Raw genomic sequence first — 17,105 nt, 5'->3', positions numbered from 1 at the left:
CGGGGCGTGCACCTCGGTGCAGACTATAAGATCCGGCTGCAGCGTTCGACCGCTTCCAGGTCCGGGTACTCATAGCTTCCGGTCATTTCCGTAGCCCTAAGCCTGTCCCTGATATATTGGGGAAAATGTAACGAAGTACTGCCCCCCGTGCCAACACTTCCTGCCGGAGCTATATCCAGGGCCAGAAGATGGTCGGCATACTGCACGTCAAGCACAGCGATTCGTCTTGGAGTAGCGGTGACTCCATATTCACCCCGCATATGACAGATTACCGGGCCTTGCAGTGACTCGTATGAGGCAGCATAACGGTCACTCAGTCCGGTGTGAGCCGGAAGCGCTCCAGTTCCAAAAGCGGCGCTTCGCCGGTAAAGCTGCGGAGGAACCCCGTAATATTTCTTAAAAGCCCTGCTGAAGTAATACATATCACGGTAGCCCGTTCTTTCCGCGATCTCACTGATCGGGGCATCGGTATGACGGAGCATCCGCTGTGCGCTCTCCATCCGCAGCCGGATCACATATTCCATCGGCCCGATCAGCTTCTCCTGCTTGAACCGCCGCTGCAACTGTCTTGCGCTGCAGCCGGCAAGCGCAGCCAGTTCTTTAAGCTCCAGTTCCTGGCGATAATGTCCAGCGATATAGGTAGTGACGATATCCACCATATCCGGCCCGGCACCGCCCCGGCCGCGCTCAACCTCCATCATTAGCTCGTACAGCATGCCTTGCAGCAGTGCATTTACATGAAATCGCTCCAGCCCTTCACCCCTGCCCCATTTCGCTTCGATTTCTTCTGCCGTCTGGTGCAGTCCTGCCGGCAGCTCCAAGCGGTGAATAAATGAAGTGTTCAGCGGGTGATTCCGCTGTGGATACTGTTCATGGGCAGAGTCCGTTATTAGGACAGCTTTATAAGTAATCACGGTATAATGAATGCTTTCTGCTCCGGCAGTCAGCGTAAAGGATGAGCCTTTAGCCGCATGGCAGGCAAAAAAGGCCTGGATACGGCAATCCCCGCCATTCATCACAAGCCTTCCCTGCCCGCCTCCTGCCAGCAGCAGCAGATTGGCAGTTAATTCTGTTTCGCTTAGACGCCGCCGGGCGGCACATTACCGCTGCTCACGTCAAGCGTTTTGATTGCCAGATCACTCCATAAACTTGCCTGCTCCCGCAGCGGCATCTTTCTCATCTCCTGACAATAGCATCCTCTTTACGGCCGCTTCTGAACAGAATGCACTATTCAGGGGAAGCAGCCGTTTTAGAGATAATATGTTGCTGTTGTCATTTTAATTGAGATTCATTCTCATTGTCAATTTTCGGACATTTTACACAATATTCTCCCGACATCCGGTAATAGAAGCAGCAAGTGATCCGCTTGCTCTTGGCAACCTGAACCCCGTCATGGTATTCAGTGAAACGTGTTAACGGATTACGTCTCATGCCAAACAAAGAGCCGGGCGCAGTTTGGGTCAGGTAAGTAAAGTCTCCGCTTATCCGCTGCTGTTCCTGCCCGGATTCTTCTGTTCCTGGAGCATACAGCGGGGCTATACGCACCATAATATTTTCCCAGAGTACAGCCATAGAGACAGGGCCCACTGCGGCCAGATTCTGCAGCAGCGGCGTAAGTTGTTCTGCAAACATCACCTTTACCACCTCATCCCGCCATAGTACCCTATCTTCCAGCGGTGCAGCTACCGTCCGCAGTCCATCTAAGGCCAGGAAGGGAAAATGCGTGTCTCCTCGCCCGGCGGATAAATCCGGATGATAGAGAAAGCTATTATTCATTGAAAATGAGACTTCACGGTTATGAAAGGTCATCGCCGTCAGCAGCGGCGCAATCCACAAATATCCGATTCGTTTAGCCAGCATGGAAGCTGCAACCTGTGTATCCGGCGCGCGATATAGTCTTTGAACCAGCTAATATATGCACGGCACACAGCTTCATCATGCAGCTGACTTAGAGCAATCGTGCGGACACTGTCTGCGGGCGGTTCAGCGATCCTTATACGGTAATCTTCCGTCATTTGCTTCCAGGAGGCAGACGACAGATAGCCGTCCATTTAATTCGCTCCCAGCAGTGCTTCTGCAGCCTGATCGACTATGATGTTAATGGCGATCGGGCCATAATAAGCGATCCAGAGCGTTGCATTCACGTCATAGACAAGGTTATTTTTGACCGCATCCATGGACTTCCAGACCGGGCTGTTCGCCAGCTCCTCTGCATCTTTGGCGAACAGATCATCCGACAGCAGGAAATAGCGGTCCGCTCCGATATCTGCGACAGTCTCCATGGAAATCTCAACAGAGGTATCCTCTGTAATGGCTGTGACAAATTCAGGGGCATTCAATCCCAAATCCTCATACAGAATGCTGCCTGTCCGGTGCTCTGGCCCGTGGACACGAATTCCTTCCGGTCTCGGACGAATCAGCGCAACCGTATCATCACCGAGCTTTGCCGTCAGCTGTTCCCGCAGACCGACAATTTTATCCTCGTAAGCCTGCTGTACAGCCACAGCCTCAGCCTGCTTACCTGTTATCTTGCCGATAGTCGCCAGTGTATCCCGCCAGTCTTCGTAGAAATCGAGCACGATTGTCGGTGCTATTTTGCTGACACTCTCATATGCTTCTTCCTGGAAGTCAGTCATCAGAATCAGATCCGGCTTCAGCGCTACAATAGCCTCCAGGTTTGGCTCATCCCGTGTACCGAGGACCTGAACATCGCTCAGCTTATCCATCAGATAATCCGGGAACGTCGCTCCTTTTGCCCCAGCGACAACGCTGCCTGCCGGCTGCTCGCCAAGCGCTACCAGTTGATCTACGAATTTCACATCCAGCGCGGCAATCACCTTCGGCTTCTCATTCAGCGTATATTCGCCCTTCATATGCTTGATGGTAACCGGGAAGGCTGCAGCAGTCTGTGCCTCCGGTGTTGGCGAAGCCTGTGTTTCGGATGCCGGAGACGGCTCGGCCGACGCGGCAGCAGCTGCCTGTGCAGCATTGCCCGTATTTGCGTTCCCTCCATTAGAATTAGAACCGCAAGCCGTAAGTACAAGTACCAGCGCCAGTATCCATACCATTAATAGTGATGATGACTGCCTCTTTGTTGCTCTGTTCATGCTGACTCCCCCTATTTATGTGATAATGATTTTCATTATCAGATTAATAAGGTGAGTATACTCTACCTTTACACACCGGTTCCATGTACTTTTGCGACATTGAAGCCGGATTATTGCGACATTTGTCACTTCAGGAGCGGATCATCATCATAAAAAATCATATGCTCTTTCTCTGCCCGGTAATAGTCCAGCCGGTCCTGCAAATTACCCGTGTGAAACTCAAACAGATGTCCATCCGGGTCGTAAAAGTAGATAGATTCCTTATCTTTGGCATCCCTTACCCGCCCGGGCAGCACCTCAACATGCAGTTCCTTCAGCTTATTCAGCAGATTCTCATAGTCACTTTTATCAATAGTAAAAGCTATATGCGTGTATGTCCGATTGTCCCGGTCACGCACCACATCCTCCTGATTAAGTGCGATCCAGAGCCCGTTCAGATCAAAATAAGCCAGCTTCCTTCCTTTAACCAGTATCCTGGCCCCGAACACCTCGGAATAGAACTTAATGGACCGATCCAAATCCGAGACCGAAAAGCAAAAATGGTTGATTCCCTGGATATTCATGTTTTGTGATCCTTTCGTTTATATGGATTAAGCTATCTCCCTTTCACCGCATCCACAATATATCTCTTCGCCTCCGCAAGGGATAACCGTGCAGAAAGAATGGACACAGCTAATTCTTCCTTTGTCGTTTCATTGAAAACCTGTTTTTCCCCAAGCAAGTCAAGCTCACCCGTCAGCTGATCCAATAAGGAAGGCAGGCCACGATGAACCACTATTATCGAGAACTCCTTGTTCTCGCACTCTACTGCATAATAACTTAATCGCCTATATTCGATACAGACTCGGCCTTGCATGAAATCCACTCCCTTCAGGCACCATCCGAAACACTAAATACAATAGATTCGACTTTCAGGCTGATTTATCCAAAATCTGTTGTACAAACTGCAATAGAATCCCGCTCACCTTCATCCATTCCAGTAACCGAACTCTATCTATGCCATTATATAAAACAAATTATGGTATTTCGTTTCATTTCTATTACATTTCCTTTATTACTCTCTGCCCGCGAAAAAAAGCCCCCGGAACATAGTCCAGAGGCTTCTGCTTATTCCCCTCAGGCCGTAATCAGGTGAATACATATTCACCTTCGCCTACCTGAATGGTCTTACCTTTTAATTCTGCTGACTCTGCTGCAAATATAACCTGCTTGAATTCGTTCTCGTCTCCCTGCACAAAATCAAACGACTGCACTCCAACCTTCAGGCTGAATCTGCCACCCTCTGACTCTGTAACCGGAAGTCCGAATAATGTGCTCCAATGGTTAGCGGCCGCGGCCGGATCGGAGACGCGGAATACCGCGCTCACCATCTCGACTGCTCCTGCAGGGTGAGGCTGGATGATGCCAGAAGCCGTCATGTTGTCCAGCCGCTCCTCATCGGTTCCCGTCCATTGAATGATAAACGGATAGACCAGGCCGGCAAAATCACCGTCAATCGTCATCATCCGCCACTCGATCAGTCTGCCGGCGTTATCCAGACGCTTACCGTCGATGATCGGCGATAAGGACAAGCCCGCAGCGTGCAGGGAAGCTGCTACGGCATCTATATCATCCGTCCGGAGCACCACTCTGCTCAAGGCTTCATGCTCAGGCAGCAGCTGTACCGCATCCCGCACTACGACATTGTGCTCTGTGGCCTTCGCCAGCTCCAGATTCTCAATGCCGAGGAACTCAATGTATGTCAGTCCGAAGTAGCTTAAGGAATTATAGGTTCCCCACGCTTTATGTGCGCCACCTCTGAAGGCAACCAGCCCATGCTGCCGGAAGCTTTCGACCGGCTGATCCAAATCGTTCACATAATGCACCAGGTGATCCCATGTGATGGTAGCCATCATTTCTTCACTCCCAGCTCCGTAGTCCGCTTAACCGCAGCGAGTACGCTGCGCTGAAGTCCGGCCGCAAAGTCACTGTTGTTGAGCTCGTACAAGCCGTGCATGCCGACTCCGCCGGGCGAATTGTTAATATCCAGCAGCTGCCGCGGATGCAGGCCGGTCTGCCGCAGCATCGTAACCGCACCCAGCATATTCTCCAGCGCTACATTCCACGCCTGCTCACGCGGCAGTCCTGCGAGCACACCGGCATCCACAAGGGACTCGATGAAATAATAGATATAGTTCGGTCCTGCAACGCCGTAGCCTGTGAAGATATCGATGTAGCCTTCGTCCAGATATTGAACCTTGCCGAAGCCGAGCAGGAAATCTTCTACCTGTTCACGGGTAGCATTACTGTTCAAGGCAACGCCGCTATAGCCGTATCCCGTATCGGTCAACGTGTTCGGAATAACCCGGACAATCGGGCGTTCGGCTCCAAAATAACCGCCAAGCTGCGCAATCGTCACCCCGGCTACAATCGAAACGATTGTAGCCGCAGGTGCAGCGTGCTGCTGCACAAGCTGACCAAGCGCAGCCAGATCATCCTGCGGACGAACGGCAATCACAATAATGGAAGCTGCAGACAGGCCATGCTCCTGCGAGCTGCCTGTTTTTACTCTGTACTTGTCACTCAGCAGCTGAAGCCGGGCTTCGTTCACATCCGTTACACTGATCTCCTCAGCCGACAGCGTATTATTTGCGAGGCAGGCGCGGATCATCGCTTCCGCCATCTGTCCTCCGCCGATAAAATGAATCTGCTTCTGTGCCACTTACATTCACTTTCCTTTCTTAGTTGTTATCCCATGCTTCCGGCAGAATGAAGCCGTCATATTTGTCCAGGCCCTTGATGTACTCTTCGAACTCTTTTGATTCATAGGCTGCCTTCAGATCCTTGGCCCACTGGGTATTTTCATCCTTTTTGTTAACCGATACGATAATTCTGTGCTGCATAGGTGTGTTCTCGATTTTCAGTGCATCTGTAATTTTTCTGTCCGGCGAGTTAGCAATGTAGTTACCGTTAACCACACCGTAGTCCACGTCCTGCAGGGAAACCAGAATCTGTGCCGGGTCGAGGATTTTGATATCGATATTGAATTTGTCCGGCTCCATGCTGTTGATGTTGAAATCGGCTACACCGGCGCCTTCCTTGATTTTGATCCAGCCCAGCTCCTCCAGAATGCGCAGCGCGCGCTCCTGGTTAACCGGGTCGTTCGGAACAGCTACAGTTGTACCGTCTTTGACATCATCCAGTGTCGTGTGGTTCACGGAATACAGGCCTTGCGGAGCTCCCGGAACATAAGCAATTCCCGTCATGTCTGCACCAATTTCTTCATTGATAGCTTCCATGTAAGCTGTACTCTGGAAAATACTTGCGTCAATCGAGCCTTCCTTCATTGCCGGGTTAACCTGCATGTTCTGTGAGAAGGTTTTGATGTCTACCTTATAGCCTTTCTCTTCAAGAATCGGCAAAATGGACTGTCGGAATTGCTCTTCATAGGTTCCCACACCAAATCCTACGGTGATCTCTTTCTTGTCTTCTCCTGCGCTCTCCGCCTCTTTATTACCGCAAGCGGTCAGCACCGCCATGACTCCGATTAACATAACCAATAATAATTTCTTCATTACCTTCATCTCCTATTCTAATACTGTGTTTTTAAATTGTTCTAACGCCTCATCTGTTACGTTCAGGGGGATCGCACAGTTTGGCGAGAGAATAAACGGCTGGTCCTTCATCAAAGTCAAAGCATCTTTAGCCTGCTGCCTGATCTGGGCAATATCGTTCACGGCGAACAGGCCATGATCGACTCCGCCTACTTTGGTTGCTTTCAGGTTGGCTGCGAGACCCGGATTGCCTTCGGCAACGGTATCCCAGCTGATTCCGTCAATCCGGTAATCATTGAATTTCTCCGGCTGCGAATAGGCTCCGCAGGTATGCAGGATGTTTTTGCCGTAGCTGGCGGCTTCCAAGACAATAGAATCATAAGGTCTCGATAGCTCATCGAACATCGCTTCATCGAACAAACCCCGATGCGCTGTACCCGTCACTGCGTAGAACAAGCCGTCGGAACCCGCGTGCTGCAGTTCTTTTACATAGTCGGCCAGAGTTAGTGAAATCACATGCAGCGCATGATGCGCTGCGGCGCGGTGCTCCTTGAACAGCGATTCCAGGGTTACAGGCTGCTCAATGCCAAATACCGTTTTGGTAACATAAGCGGAGCGCCCTACGATAAACAGCAGCACCGTCAGCGGGGAGAATACCGTCTGAATCAACGGGGTGTCAGGGAGCCCCTGGCGGATCTGTCGGACAGCCTCCAAGTGCTCCTGGAAAACGGCCGTCTCCGCCGCCTTTTTCACCTCTAGCTCCCACAGGTTCTCCGGAGCAGGAATTACAGTTGTTTTTTGCCGGGGAAAAACGGTCTGATAATCTGCAAAATCATACTGGTTGCCCCAGGCTTCAGCCAGATAGGTCGCTCTCGGATTGATTTTGACCCAGTCCCAATCATATTGCTTGGTGAAGGAAATGGTCGTTGCCGCCAAATCCTCTGCTGTCTGTTCCTTGTCGATAAAATGGCGCCATCCGCTGACAATCGGACGATCTGCCCGCTCTCCGGATAATAAGGCTCTGAAACGGTCCTGCTTACTCCAATTACTCATCTGCCGGCTACCTCCAGGTTTATGTAGTGTTTAGTGACGGCGTATTTTGCGCGCCAGCGTGTTGCCTAAAGATTGAATGCCCTGTACCAGAATAATAAGGATAATAACTGTGGCTACCACAACTACTGTGTCAAACCGCTGGTACCCGTAGACGATGGCCAAATCGCCCACCCCGCCGCCGCCGACTGTTCCGGCCATTGCCGTTGCACCGATCAGACCGATCGTTGCCGTCGTTAACGAGAGAATCAGGGATGCGAACGCCTCGGGCAGCAGGAAGTGCCAGATTACCTGAAACGGGGTAGAGCCCATGGACTCCGCTGCTTCGAGAATTCCCGGGTTGACTTCCAGCAGGGAGTTCTCAACCAACCGCCCGATGTAAGGAGCGATGTAGATGATCAGCGGTACAATCGCAGCAGCTGTCCCGATCGAAGTATGAACAATTGCTCTTGTTAGCGGAATAATAGCTACTAGTAAGATGATAAAAGGCAGCGAACGTACGATATTGATGATCGGATTAAGGATGGTATAGGCTGCTTTGTTCTCCAAAATCCCGCCCGGACGTGTGATTACAAGCAGAATCCCAATGGGAATCCCGAGCAGGGAACCGAAAAACAGGGACACGCCCACCATTTGAATGGTTTCAATAAAAGCTGTTAAAAACTGCTCACCGGTTACTGTGGTCGAGAACACGCGGATCCACCTCCTCTACGTCTACTCCATTGCTTTTCAGGAATGATACTGCCTTATTAATCTCTGCTCCCTCTCCATCCAGCTGAATAATTACGGTTCCAAGGGTCTTCTCCTGAATCTCTGTCGTATTTGCAAATAATATATTGACCTTGACCTCGTTCGCACGGATCATCTCATAGAGCAGCGGTTCAGTGGTTGTGGCTCCGACGAAATTCAGTTTGCAGATCCTGCTGCCGGGTCCTGTTGTTATTGATTTTTGTACACTTGGCGTTATGGTATTTTGAATAACGGTTTTCACAAAATTTTGGGTGGTCGGATGCTGCGGATGTCCGAATACGTCCAGTACGCTGCCTTGCTCGATGATCGTCCCTCCTCCATCACTGCCACCTTGTTGCATATCTCCTGGATGACCGACATTTCGTGTGTAATGATCATCACGGTAATCTTATATTCCGCATTGACCCGCTTCAGCAGCTGCAAAATCGAACGGGTGGTCTGCGGGTCGAGGGCAGAGGTTGCTTCATCACAGAGGAGAATCGACGGATTGGAGGCGAGCGCTCTGGCAATCCCGACACGCTGCTTCTGACCGCCAGACAGCTCATTCGGGTAGCTGCCGGCCTTGTCGCTTAGTCCAACGAACTCCAGCAGTTCCGTTACCCGCTTGCGGATTTCTTCTTTGCTCTTTTTGAGCAGGACCAGCGGAATCGCAACGTTATCAAACACTTTTTTGGATTCCAGCAGGTTGAAGTGCTGAAAGATCATGCCGATATTTTTTTTGGCCGCACGCAGCTCTTTGACGCTATAGGCTCCAAGATCATGTCCATCGACCAGCACCTGACCTTCGGTTGGCCGCTCCAGGTAATTAACCAAGCGGATAAGTGTACTTTTGCCGGCGCCGCTATAGCCGATAACGCCGAAGATGTCGCCCTTTTCAACCTTCAGGCTTACCCCCTTCAGGGCATCAATCGTGATCCCTTTCCGGGTGAATGTTTTGTGGACATTTTTTAATTCAATCATGTTCATTCCCCCTTATGCTTGCAGCTTCTCCAGTGCCCGTTCTGCCAACGCTGCAAAATATTTAGCTGCCGGCAGGATCGCCGCCTCATCTACATCAAACTGCGGGTGATGCAATGCATAGCCCGGTCCGGCTCCGATATTTACGAACGCCCCGGGAATTTGCTGCAGATACAGTGCGAAATCCTCTCCGCCCATCTGCAGCGGAATATCCTCGACCTTGTATCCTGCGTTCGACGCGACCTGTTTCGTAAAATCAGCCCATTCTCCATGATTCACCGTTGCCGGCGGCCCCGGATACCAGAGCAATTTAGCCTCAGCGCCGGCTGCTGCCGCAATGCCTTCGATGATACGCGTCATCTGAAGCGGAATTTCACGGCGGATCTCCTCATTGTAAGTCCGGACTGTACCTTCCAGCTCAACCAGCTCCGGAATCACGTTCCAGGTGAAGCCTCCGTTAATTCTCGTCACGCTCAACACAACCGGCTCAATTGCACTGCTCTGGCGGCTTACCACCGTCTGCAGCATCGTAATCATTTGCGCCGCAGTGACAATCGTGTCCACCCCTTTTTCAGGATTAGCCGCATGGGCACCGACACCTTTTACCTTAATTTCAAACCGGTCTACACCTGCTGTCAAAGCTCCTGACCTTGTTCCAAAGGTTCCTGTAGGCAGTTCCGGTGAATTATGTAATCCGAATATGGCAGCTACGTCATTCAGACCTCCGGATGCCAGTACACTTTCCGCCCCGTGCCCTGTCTCCTCCGCAGGCTGGAACAACACTCTGACCCTTCCCGGCAATTCATTCTCACGGGCTTTCAGCAGCAGTGCAGCCCCTAATATGACAGCAGTGTGGAAGTCATGGCCGCAGGCATGCATTTTTCCCGGTATATCTGAAGCATAAGGCAAGCCTGTATGCTCCTCGATCGGCAGCGCATCAATATCACAGCGTATAGCAACTATCGGCCCGTCTCCCTGTCCGATTTCGGCAATCAGTCCGGTTGCCAGAGGCAGATCTAAAATATGTATGTGAGCATCTGTCAGCCAGGCGCGCAGCTTCTCAGTTGTTCTGAACTCTTCATAGGACAGCTCAGGCTCCCGGTGCAGATTTCTCCGCACCCCGATTAACTCGGCCTCCAGCTCCTGATCATTTTTATAGGTTATGCTCATAGGTTCATAACTCTCCTTTCCGTTGACAGAAGCTTAGGCTTAGACCTCCGCAATCCCTCTCATCCGCTCAAGTGCCGTAGCCAGACTGTTTAAAATGTGCTCCCGCATCGCTTGCTCTGCGCCGTCTTCATTTCTGTCCGCGATCATCTGCAGAATGTAGTTATGCTCTTCATCCGCTTGTGTATTCCAGTCCCCGTGCAAAGAAACATAACGGCAATAACGGAGCGAGCGGTCTCTAAGCTGGTTCAGCACCTTCTCAAAGGTAATAAGCCCGCTTATTTCCGACAGATAATCATGGAATTCAAAGCCGTAGGAGACGAAGTCCTGTTTCTCGCCGAGCTGAAAGGATTGCTTGATATGCGTCATCATCACCGTCAGCTTCTGAATATCTTTATCCGTAGCATTTCTCGCTGCACTTCTGGCAATATGCCCTTCGAGCATGCTGCGAATCTGAAAAATCTCCTCAACCTCTTTAAGCGATAACGGAGCCACCTTCAACCTTCCATTGGGCTGACGGACTAGAAAATCCTCATTCTCCAGTCTCTGAATCGCTTCTCTGAGCGGAGTCCGGCTGACTCCCAGCATAGCCGCCAGGCTTTCTTCATTGACCGCCTGACCCGGCTCCAGGTCGTTGTTTATAATTTTTTGCTTCAAGGCATAGTAGGTATTATCCTTTGACAGCCTTCGTGATCGTAGTTCCATACCTCTGATGCTCCCCTGTATGAGAATTTACTTGATATCATTAAATATAATTGTATAATTGTATACAATTATTATTTTAGCGCTTTAACGGAGTAACTGCCTGCTAGTTTGGAAACTTTTTTCTTCTTTCAAGCTTTTTTTCATACTATAAACCTATTATTCACACTAGTCAAGTATGATTTATAGGTGATAGAAAAGAGGCTCATCTCTCCTCTATTACAGTGTCCTGACAGTGATTAAAATTACAAAATTGAAAGTGAAGGGTTATATGAAGAATAAGAAATTTAAAGTGAACGAAATAATGGATGCTTTATCTAAATCTTGGTCTATAGACTCAAGTTCAAAATGGAGCGAGAACAATCCTGCAAAGGGACAATGTGGTGTAACCACCCTAGTAGTGAATGATTTATTAGGCGGGGAAATTTGTAAAACTAAATTGCCTGATGGGTGGCATTTTTATAATGTAATAAATGGAAACCGTTATGATTTTACAGCTTCTCAATTTACGGAGGATATTATATACACGGATCTGCCTTCGGATAGAGAGGAAGCATATGAAGACACTAATGGAAATCAGTATAATCATCTTAAGCAAAACATGCTAATCAATCTAGGCACTAATCACTAGTTGAAAACACCGATGTAAACTAATTACTTCTAGGAAGTTGCCCTTTAAGCATACAAAAAAGACCTCCGTCAGCCAACGACAGAAGCCTAATCCTTTACTTCTTTCACCATCTCACAACGACATTATGTAGATCCTAAACCTTGAACAGCACAATAATTTCAGTCAGCAGCACCAGACCGGCCGCGGATACACCGAACGAGTTGATCAGCGTTAACGCCTCCGGATAGCTTTCTTTGCGGAATTGGGAGCACAAGGAAACAGTCCACAGAACGGTGAAAAAAAGCCCTGCCGAACCGCATCCCTGCTCTGCCAAGGCTCGTCTTCTGCGCTTAAAGAAGGAGCCCAGCCCCGCAAAAGTGAACAGCATATAAATGACAAGCTCAGCAGTTGAAATGACGATAATCTCTCCGGCCGAAAAAAGATGCATTAAAGCGTACTGAATGCTCAATCCCATAAACACAAGCAGGTTAAAGGAAGCTTTACTTAAGCTCAAGTCCTATTCCTCCATTTGCGTATTAATGTACAGCAGCATTTAGATAACGCTTACATTATAACTGCAAACGGTTTCCTTTTCTGTGATTTATGATTCTCTGTACCTAATATTTCTCAGGCAGCACTCTACCAGGCCGAGACTATAATCAGTACGAATTGACAGTCGCTATTTACGTATTCTTCGTAAGTCTGAACATTGACCACCTTTTCCTGCTTCGCCTGTTACATTCATTTACTATCCCCCTGTCATCCAAGCGCAACTATAAGACTGCTAAGCAGCATTAATATCGAAACAGGTGCCCAGATTCTACGTTCCCGGACGCTTTTGGTAATAAGATTTAGAACAGACGCAATCACGGAAAAAGCAACCACGAACCAGACCGCCACATCCGCAAACTCCCGCCAGCCGGGCAAAAGCATCTCTGCTTTACTCAAAACAATTAGCGCGAGCAGAGCCAGAATGACGATCTGCACCAGGCATGCCGCACGCATAGGAGCCGGAAGCCTGCCGGAAAATTTCCCGCCCATCGCATACTCTCCCCAGGGCATACCTGCAGCTAGTGCTGCCTGAAACAGAATGACTATGCAGATCAGGACTGAAAAGACAGTTGCTGCTAGGGACAGGGTCATTGTTGTTGCCTCACTCTCTGGATGGGTTTGTTAGTACAAACGAATAGTTCAATCCATTTTCACCAAAACTTTATTATATATTTGTGTTACCTCGGCATATCCGACTATCCTGCTTCCCTCCTGAATGGTTAATATTCGGCCTATCCATAACGTTTGAGGGTAATATTCCGGAGTTATGAACGTAATAGTCCCCATTACACTATCCCCTGGCTGCACCAGAACATCACCATAATATTTATGTATACCAGTTGTTAAATAATCATCTTTCATCAAGTGTGCCGGACGGTAGCCTGAGCGTGCCGGCCTATCCCGGCCACTGCCTTTCCCGTCACTTTTCAACAAGGTTATTTTTGCAGCAATATGTGGTAAGTAGAAAACCACCCGTCTACCTCCCCTTCACTGTAAACTTTTCCTTGACGGTCCCATTACCAAATTCTGTTATAATGTGATTACTTACTTCTGCCCGTATGATTCTATTTCCACTACAATCTATAAAGTAATATTCGTCCTCTGCATAACCGGATTCTGATTCTTTATTAGAGACTTTCAAAACTCCTGTAACGGGAATTTCAAATACATACTGATTATTAATCAATTCAATATAGGGATAAGAATCCTGTCCAAAAATAATTTCAACCGGGCCGGCAAATCCATCAGGAATTAAAAATATACATTGCGGACCTGTATCCACCGGCATAGTTTCATAATCTTTATAGTAATCAATTTCATGATAAACCTGAATTGACGTAGATTTGATTTCTTTCAGAAAGAACCTGTTACAATTGTTGCAGCTCCATAACTCTCTGGGCGCATCGGGTAATTCATTTGCAGTTTCGGCATCCGACGTATATCTATCCATTTCTATATCAGTATACGCAACGTACTGTGCAAAATTAGTATGTTCTCCACATAAACAACTGGTAAAATGATCAATCTCTACATCTTCCAGAGCAAACATCTTATCTACTTTGTTTTTAAAAGAATATACTCTTTCGCATACAGGACATTTCCAGATATCATAGTCCTTATCTATTAAATACACTTCCGTATGATTGTTCACAGCATTAATCCAAGTCTGATTCTTAAATACATGGATTTGAACATCATTGGGTACTAAACCATTTCCAAGAACTTCACCACAGTTACACCTGAAGTGCGCCATAACGTATGCTCCTTTTCTAATTTTTGTCCTTTATCTCGCGAAGCGTTTCTTCGATGGCTTCCATTTTTCTTAACATTTTCGCCTGATTCCCAAGCAAGCCCGATAAACCTATGACAACAATAATAATAAGGAGAATTTCCAATTTCACCCCTCTCTCCTCAATCAGTTGAAAAATCTTCGAGTCATATTCCATAGTTGGTTGTTGTGGCGGCCATAAAAATTTAAATTTCCTAATGAAAATATTTAACTTACAGGTAGGTTCATTTAACCATACCCTTTCAATCAGCACGATCGATTATCTCTGTGAATTCCTGATTTAGCCCCGTTGATTTACCAATGTTACTAAGTCCCCAACGTGCGAAATTAGCAGCCTCTTCCGTGTTTCCGAGAAAAGCATGTGTGCGTGCAATCAATAAGGCTAATCGTACATTCAATGGTGCTCCATAACGGTCCAATCTCTTTGTTCGGTGAGATAATTCCTTCGTTGTTATAGAGTTTATCGGGTTAGGGAAGTCTCTGAATTGTGAGAAGTACATTGTGCCTTGGCTAACAATCATGCCTTTCATTTTATCCAATACAGCCTTTGATTCATCCTCTGTATCACCATACCGAAACCAAACTTCATTTGCTTTCTTATTAAGAATTTTTGATTGAAACCATCCTAACTCATGAATAATGCGGGTTCTAAATTCACAGTCATAAACGGTTAGTTTACTAGCTGGAATAAATTGTCCACTCGAATTCGGGAGGAAATCAAAGTGGACTCCCAGTTCCACAACGCAAGAACCGCCGTACTTATCAGCCTGGATCACAATAGTATAAATTACGTGGTTTTGATCAACTCTCACAAAATGATGATCTGTTCCGGAAAAACCAAGCTCATGTAAAGCCGGGGCCAGATATTTCTTGATTAGCTTTCTGAAATCACTGGTTTTCATTATTGAAGTACCTCTTGGCTAATTTCCAGCCTAAAAATTGATTTATATCACTTATTGCATCTATAATCGTTCCTCTGTATTCTTCATTCTGTCTTAATTCCTTTAAAATAATTGGCTTTATTATTCTTTTATCAAGCTTCCCCTTTGTCCTTGCAATATGAGCTAATCCGAATACAGCATTTGCTCTAACATGAGCATCTTTATGCTGGGCTAATTCCAAACACAAATTCTGAGCTATTTTCCAACTATGGTAATACAGGCCCACTGATATTGGTAAAAGAATCAACTCCTCAATGACTTGTTGATCTAGAATTTCTTTAATTTCATGCTCAGTGTATTCTCGTATTTCTTGGTATCTTCGTTCCATTTGAATGCTCCCGAAAATTAGGTTTTAATCTTGGATATTCTTAATCTTTAATCTTTAATCTTTAATCTTTAATCTTTAATCTTTAATCTTTATTTTGAATACTCAATAATTGAAGCATGCGGGATCTCGCCGACCTCTCCTACCAAGGTACGAAAAGCCATGCCGTGTCCGGCGATGATGACCTTTTGAAATCCGGAATACTTGTCTATTACCTGATCCATCCGCTTCTTTAGCAGCTCTTTAGATTCCCAAAGCCTGGGCTCCCCGGGAGGATACACTCCATGATTCGCATCATAATCGTCCCCGAGTTCTTTAAGCCTCTCTAATGAATCATATTCAAAGGTTAGGTCTGGCTGCCATTCTCTTAAATCGAATTCTATCCTTATGTCTAAACCAAGTTCTTTAGACAGTATAGCAGCTGTCTGTAACGCTCTTGGATAAGGAGAAGAGAGTATAATTTCGGCTTGTTGTAAACGATGATCCTTTGCTGCCGCATATACCTGGTCCACTCCTGTGTCCGTAAGAGGAACAAGGTCCCGGCCATGCCCTTTTAGATTATATTGTTCGTTGATATCCCACTGAGGTTCGCCATGCCGAATAAGAAAGAATTGAGTCACTGCAAATCCCCCATACATCCATTTTTTGTATTACTTATTTCGCCTCTACCACTGCGCATTCCTTCTCTGAAAAATAGTCCTGTGCTTACCCTGCTCAACATCACATCACCGCCGCACTCAATATACTATACTTGTTCTTTTAGTTGAACTTTACTAGTGAAGAAGGCACGTCAGCATGACATTCATGAGTTGCTATCAGTTAGCACAATTCCAAAACATATTTGATGAAAAGGAGTACACCAAATGAGTAAAGGTATACGCATAGAGGGTTTTATTTTCGCAAAAGATGGTGATATCGACCCAGATGTGTTTTATGAAACGTTTATTGACCTCATAGAAGCAAAAGGCTGGCTTTTTGGCGGCGGGGTCAGACCTAGTAATGAGGATGAAGAGTAACGGCACAAGCGAATATGTACACACTTCTATAACCTGCCAACAACCCAAAAAGCACCGGAAACCCGCGGCTCTTTCCCGCTTTTCCGATGCTTTTTACAGACATATCACGCCGTTGAACAGGCTAACTATTATACAGGCCCCTGCCGACAAAATTGGCACTGACCGGCTCTTTTCCGATCTCCCGCGCCCAGATTGAGAGCTGACCGATGTGGTGGATTTCGTGGGAGATCAGGTGCCGCATGACTTCGCCGCATGGATGGGGCACCTCTCTGCCGTCATCCAGAATGTCGATCATCATCCGGTTCTCCAGACTTTCATTCCAATTATGGAAAAACGGGGCAAGCTCCGCATGGCAGCGCTCCGAGAACTCTTTTACCAGCTGCACGCTGGCCACCTCCCCGAAGTCAGGAATATAAATCTCACGCTGCTCTATTCCGCCGCAAATCCAGCCGTACTCCACAGCAACAATATGGTAAAGCGTTGGCAGAAAATAACCGATACCGCCGGTACGTTTCCTCATCAGCTCCTCCATACTCACCGTTTCACACCAGTCGAACCATTCCTTGCGGACCTGCCAGTTATATTCGAACAGCTTTTGCATGGTCA

23 protein-coding genes and 1 pseudogene are annotated in these 17,105 nt (G+C 47.6%); 2 read left to right on the top strand and 22 right to left on the bottom strand.

The window, feature by feature from the left end:
• Nucleotides 1-23: 23 nt before the first annotated feature.
• The 13 genes and pseudogenes from AWJ19_RS36730 to AWJ19_RS16970 all read right to left on the bottom strand — a co-directional run bounded on the left by AWJ19_RS36730 (nt 24) and on the right by AWJ19_RS16970 (nt 11,269).
• Nucleotides 24-1,016 (bottom strand): helix-turn-helix transcriptional regulator, encoded by a 993-nt coding sequence (locus AWJ19_RS36730; protein ID WP_241781783.1) that lies wholly within the window; start codon nt 1,014-1,016, stop codon nt 24-26.
• Between the two features lie 256 nt (nt 1,017-1,272).
• Nucleotides 1,273-1,860: a (2Fe-2S)-binding protein gene (locus AWJ19_RS17025; RefSeq protein WP_241781782.1), complete on the bottom strand. Its 588-nt coding sequence runs from the start codon at nt 1,858-1,860 to the stop codon at nt 1,273-1,275.
• A gap of 191 nt (nt 1,861-2,051) precedes the next feature.
• Nucleotides 2,052-3,107, bottom strand: coding sequence for an iron-siderophore ABC transporter substrate-binding protein (locus AWJ19_RS17020; RefSeq protein ID WP_068725508.1), 1,056 nt, complete (start codon nt 3,105-3,107; stop codon nt 2,052-2,054).
• Nucleotides 3,108-3,232: 125 nt separating this feature from the next.
• Nucleotides 3,233-3,670: a metallothiol transferase FosB gene (fosB, locus tag AWJ19_RS17015; RefSeq protein WP_068725506.1), complete on the bottom strand. Its 438-nt coding sequence runs from the start codon at nt 3,668-3,670 to the stop codon at nt 3,233-3,235.
• 32 nt (nt 3,671-3,702) lie between these two features.
• On the bottom strand, nt 3,703-3,963 hold the full coding sequence (locus AWJ19_RS17010) for a hypothetical protein (protein ID WP_068725504.1): 261 nt from the start codon (nt 3,961-3,963) through the stop codon (nt 3,703-3,705).
• 271 nt (nt 3,964-4,234) lie between these two features.
• On the bottom strand, nt 4,235-5,002 hold the full coding sequence (locus tag AWJ19_RS17005; protein WP_241781781.1) for a VOC family protein: 768 nt from the start codon (nt 5,000-5,002) through the stop codon (nt 4,235-4,237).
• The gene (gene proC, locus AWJ19_RS17000; RefSeq protein ID WP_082707956.1) at nt 4,999-5,808 is read right to left on the bottom strand and encodes a pyrroline-5-carboxylate reductase; all 810 of its coding nucleotides are present in this window, start codon (nt 5,806-5,808) and stop codon (nt 4,999-5,001) included. Before proC ends, AWJ19_RS17005 begins: the two co-directional genes overlap by 4 nt.
• 19 nt (nt 5,809-5,827) lie before the next feature.
• Entirely contained in the window at nt 5,828-6,661 is an 834-nt protein-coding gene (locus AWJ19_RS16995; protein WP_068725500.1) for a MetQ/NlpA family ABC transporter substrate-binding protein, read from the bottom strand.
• 12 nt (nt 6,662-6,673) lie between these two features.
• Nucleotides 6,674-7,693, bottom strand: coding sequence for a uroporphyrinogen decarboxylase family protein (locus AWJ19_RS16990; RefSeq protein ID WP_068725498.1), 1,020 nt, complete (start codon nt 7,691-7,693; stop codon nt 6,674-6,676).
• A gap of 30 nt (nt 7,694-7,723) precedes the next feature.
• Nucleotides 7,724-8,389: a methionine ABC transporter permease gene (locus AWJ19_RS16985; protein WP_198536589.1), complete on the bottom strand. Its 666-nt coding sequence runs from the start codon at nt 8,387-8,389 to the stop codon at nt 7,724-7,726.
• A pseudogene (locus tag AWJ19_RS16980) lies at nt 8,358-9,400 on the bottom strand (methionine ABC transporter ATP-binding protein). The gene AWJ19_RS16985 and the pseudogene AWJ19_RS16980 overlap by 32 nt, the downstream one beginning before the upstream one ends.
• A 12-nt stretch (nt 9,401-9,412) precedes the next feature.
• Nucleotides 9,413-10,567, bottom strand: a complete 1,155-nt coding sequence (locus tag AWJ19_RS16975) for an amidohydrolase (protein WP_068725494.1) — start codon at nt 10,565-10,567, stop codon at nt 9,413-9,415.
• Nucleotides 10,568-10,606: 39 nt separating this feature from the next.
• Nucleotides 10,607-11,269: a GntR family transcriptional regulator gene (locus AWJ19_RS16970; protein WP_068725493.1), complete on the bottom strand. Its 663-nt coding sequence runs from the start codon at nt 11,267-11,269 to the stop codon at nt 10,607-10,609.
• Between the two features lie 268 nt (nt 11,270-11,537).
• Between AWJ19_RS16970 and AWJ19_RS16965 the strand changes: the two genes are divergently transcribed.
• A complete protein-coding gene (locus AWJ19_RS16965) occupies nt 11,538-11,897 on the top strand; it encodes a hypothetical protein (RefSeq protein ID WP_068725607.1) in 360 nt (119 codons plus the stop codon).
• A gap of 133 nt (nt 11,898-12,030) precedes the next feature.
• On the opposite strand, the gene AWJ19_RS16960 is transcribed toward AWJ19_RS16965, so the two are convergent.
• The 8 genes from AWJ19_RS16960 to AWJ19_RS16925 all read right to left on the bottom strand — a co-directional run bounded on the left by AWJ19_RS16960 (nt 12,031) and on the right by AWJ19_RS16925 (nt 16,103).
• The gene (locus tag AWJ19_RS16960) at nt 12,031-12,390 is read right to left on the bottom strand and encodes a hypothetical protein (protein ID WP_068725491.1); all 360 of its coding nucleotides are present in this window, start codon (nt 12,388-12,390) and stop codon (nt 12,031-12,033) included.
• Nucleotides 12,391-12,635: 245 nt separating this feature from the next.
• Nucleotides 12,636-13,019: a hypothetical protein gene (locus tag AWJ19_RS16955; RefSeq protein WP_068725489.1), complete on the bottom strand. Its 384-nt coding sequence runs from the start codon at nt 13,017-13,019 to the stop codon at nt 12,636-12,638.
• A gap of 48 nt (nt 13,020-13,067) precedes the next feature.
• Nucleotides 13,068-13,400 (bottom strand): hypothetical protein, encoded by a 333-nt coding sequence (locus tag AWJ19_RS16950; protein ID WP_068725487.1) that lies wholly within the window; start codon nt 13,398-13,400, stop codon nt 13,068-13,070.
• A 4-nt stretch (nt 13,401-13,404) separates the two neighbouring features.
• Nucleotides 13,405-14,181 carry a hypothetical protein gene (locus tag AWJ19_RS16945; protein ID WP_068725485.1) on the bottom strand — a complete coding sequence of 259 codons (777 nt, stop codon included), beginning with the start codon at nt 14,179-14,181 and terminating at the stop codon, nt 13,405-13,407.
• Nucleotides 14,182-14,197: 16 nt separating this feature from the next.
• Entirely contained in the window at nt 14,198-14,329 is a 132-nt protein-coding gene (locus AWJ19_RS37360) for a hypothetical protein (protein WP_277815819.1), read from the bottom strand.
• 130 nt (nt 14,330-14,459) lie between these two features.
• Complete coding sequence (locus AWJ19_RS16935; RefSeq protein ID WP_068725480.1) at nt 14,460-15,119, bottom strand: DUF4304 domain-containing protein; 660 nt, start codon at nt 15,117-15,119, stop codon at nt 14,460-14,462.
• Complete coding sequence (locus AWJ19_RS16930; protein WP_068725478.1) at nt 15,106-15,486, bottom strand: hypothetical protein; 381 nt, start codon at nt 15,484-15,486, stop codon at nt 15,106-15,108. Before AWJ19_RS16930 ends, AWJ19_RS16935 begins: the two co-directional genes overlap by 14 nt.
• 89 nt (nt 15,487-15,575) lie before the next feature.
• Nucleotides 15,576-16,103 carry a histidine phosphatase family protein gene (locus AWJ19_RS16925; protein WP_068725476.1) on the bottom strand — a complete coding sequence of 176 codons (528 nt, stop codon included), beginning with the start codon at nt 16,101-16,103 and terminating at the stop codon, nt 15,576-15,578.
• A 243-nt stretch (nt 16,104-16,346) separates the two neighbouring features.
• Here AWJ19_RS16925 and AWJ19_RS35910 point away from each other — a divergent pair, with 243 nt between their 5' ends.
• Nucleotides 16,347-16,499 carry a hypothetical protein gene (locus AWJ19_RS35910; protein WP_198536585.1) on the top strand — a complete coding sequence of 51 codons (153 nt, stop codon included), beginning with the start codon at nt 16,347-16,349 and terminating at the stop codon, nt 16,497-16,499.
• Between the two features lie 121 nt (nt 16,500-16,620).
• On the opposite strand, the gene AWJ19_RS16920 is transcribed toward AWJ19_RS35910, so the two are convergent.
• Nucleotides 16,621-17,100 carry a DinB family protein gene (locus AWJ19_RS16920; protein ID WP_068725474.1) on the bottom strand — a complete coding sequence of 160 codons (480 nt, stop codon included), beginning with the start codon at nt 17,098-17,100 and terminating at the stop codon, nt 16,621-16,623.
• Nucleotides 17,101-17,105: the final 5 nt, after the last annotated feature.

The sequence above is a fragment of the Paenibacillus sp. DMB5 genome, assembly GCF_001517085.1.
In the GTDB taxonomy this organism is placed as follows: domain Bacteria; phylum Bacillota; class Bacilli; order Paenibacillales; family Paenibacillaceae; genus Paenibacillus_AQ.
Note: the sequence above shows the minus strand (reverse complement) of the source record. Positions and strands in the feature narration are given on the sequence as shown.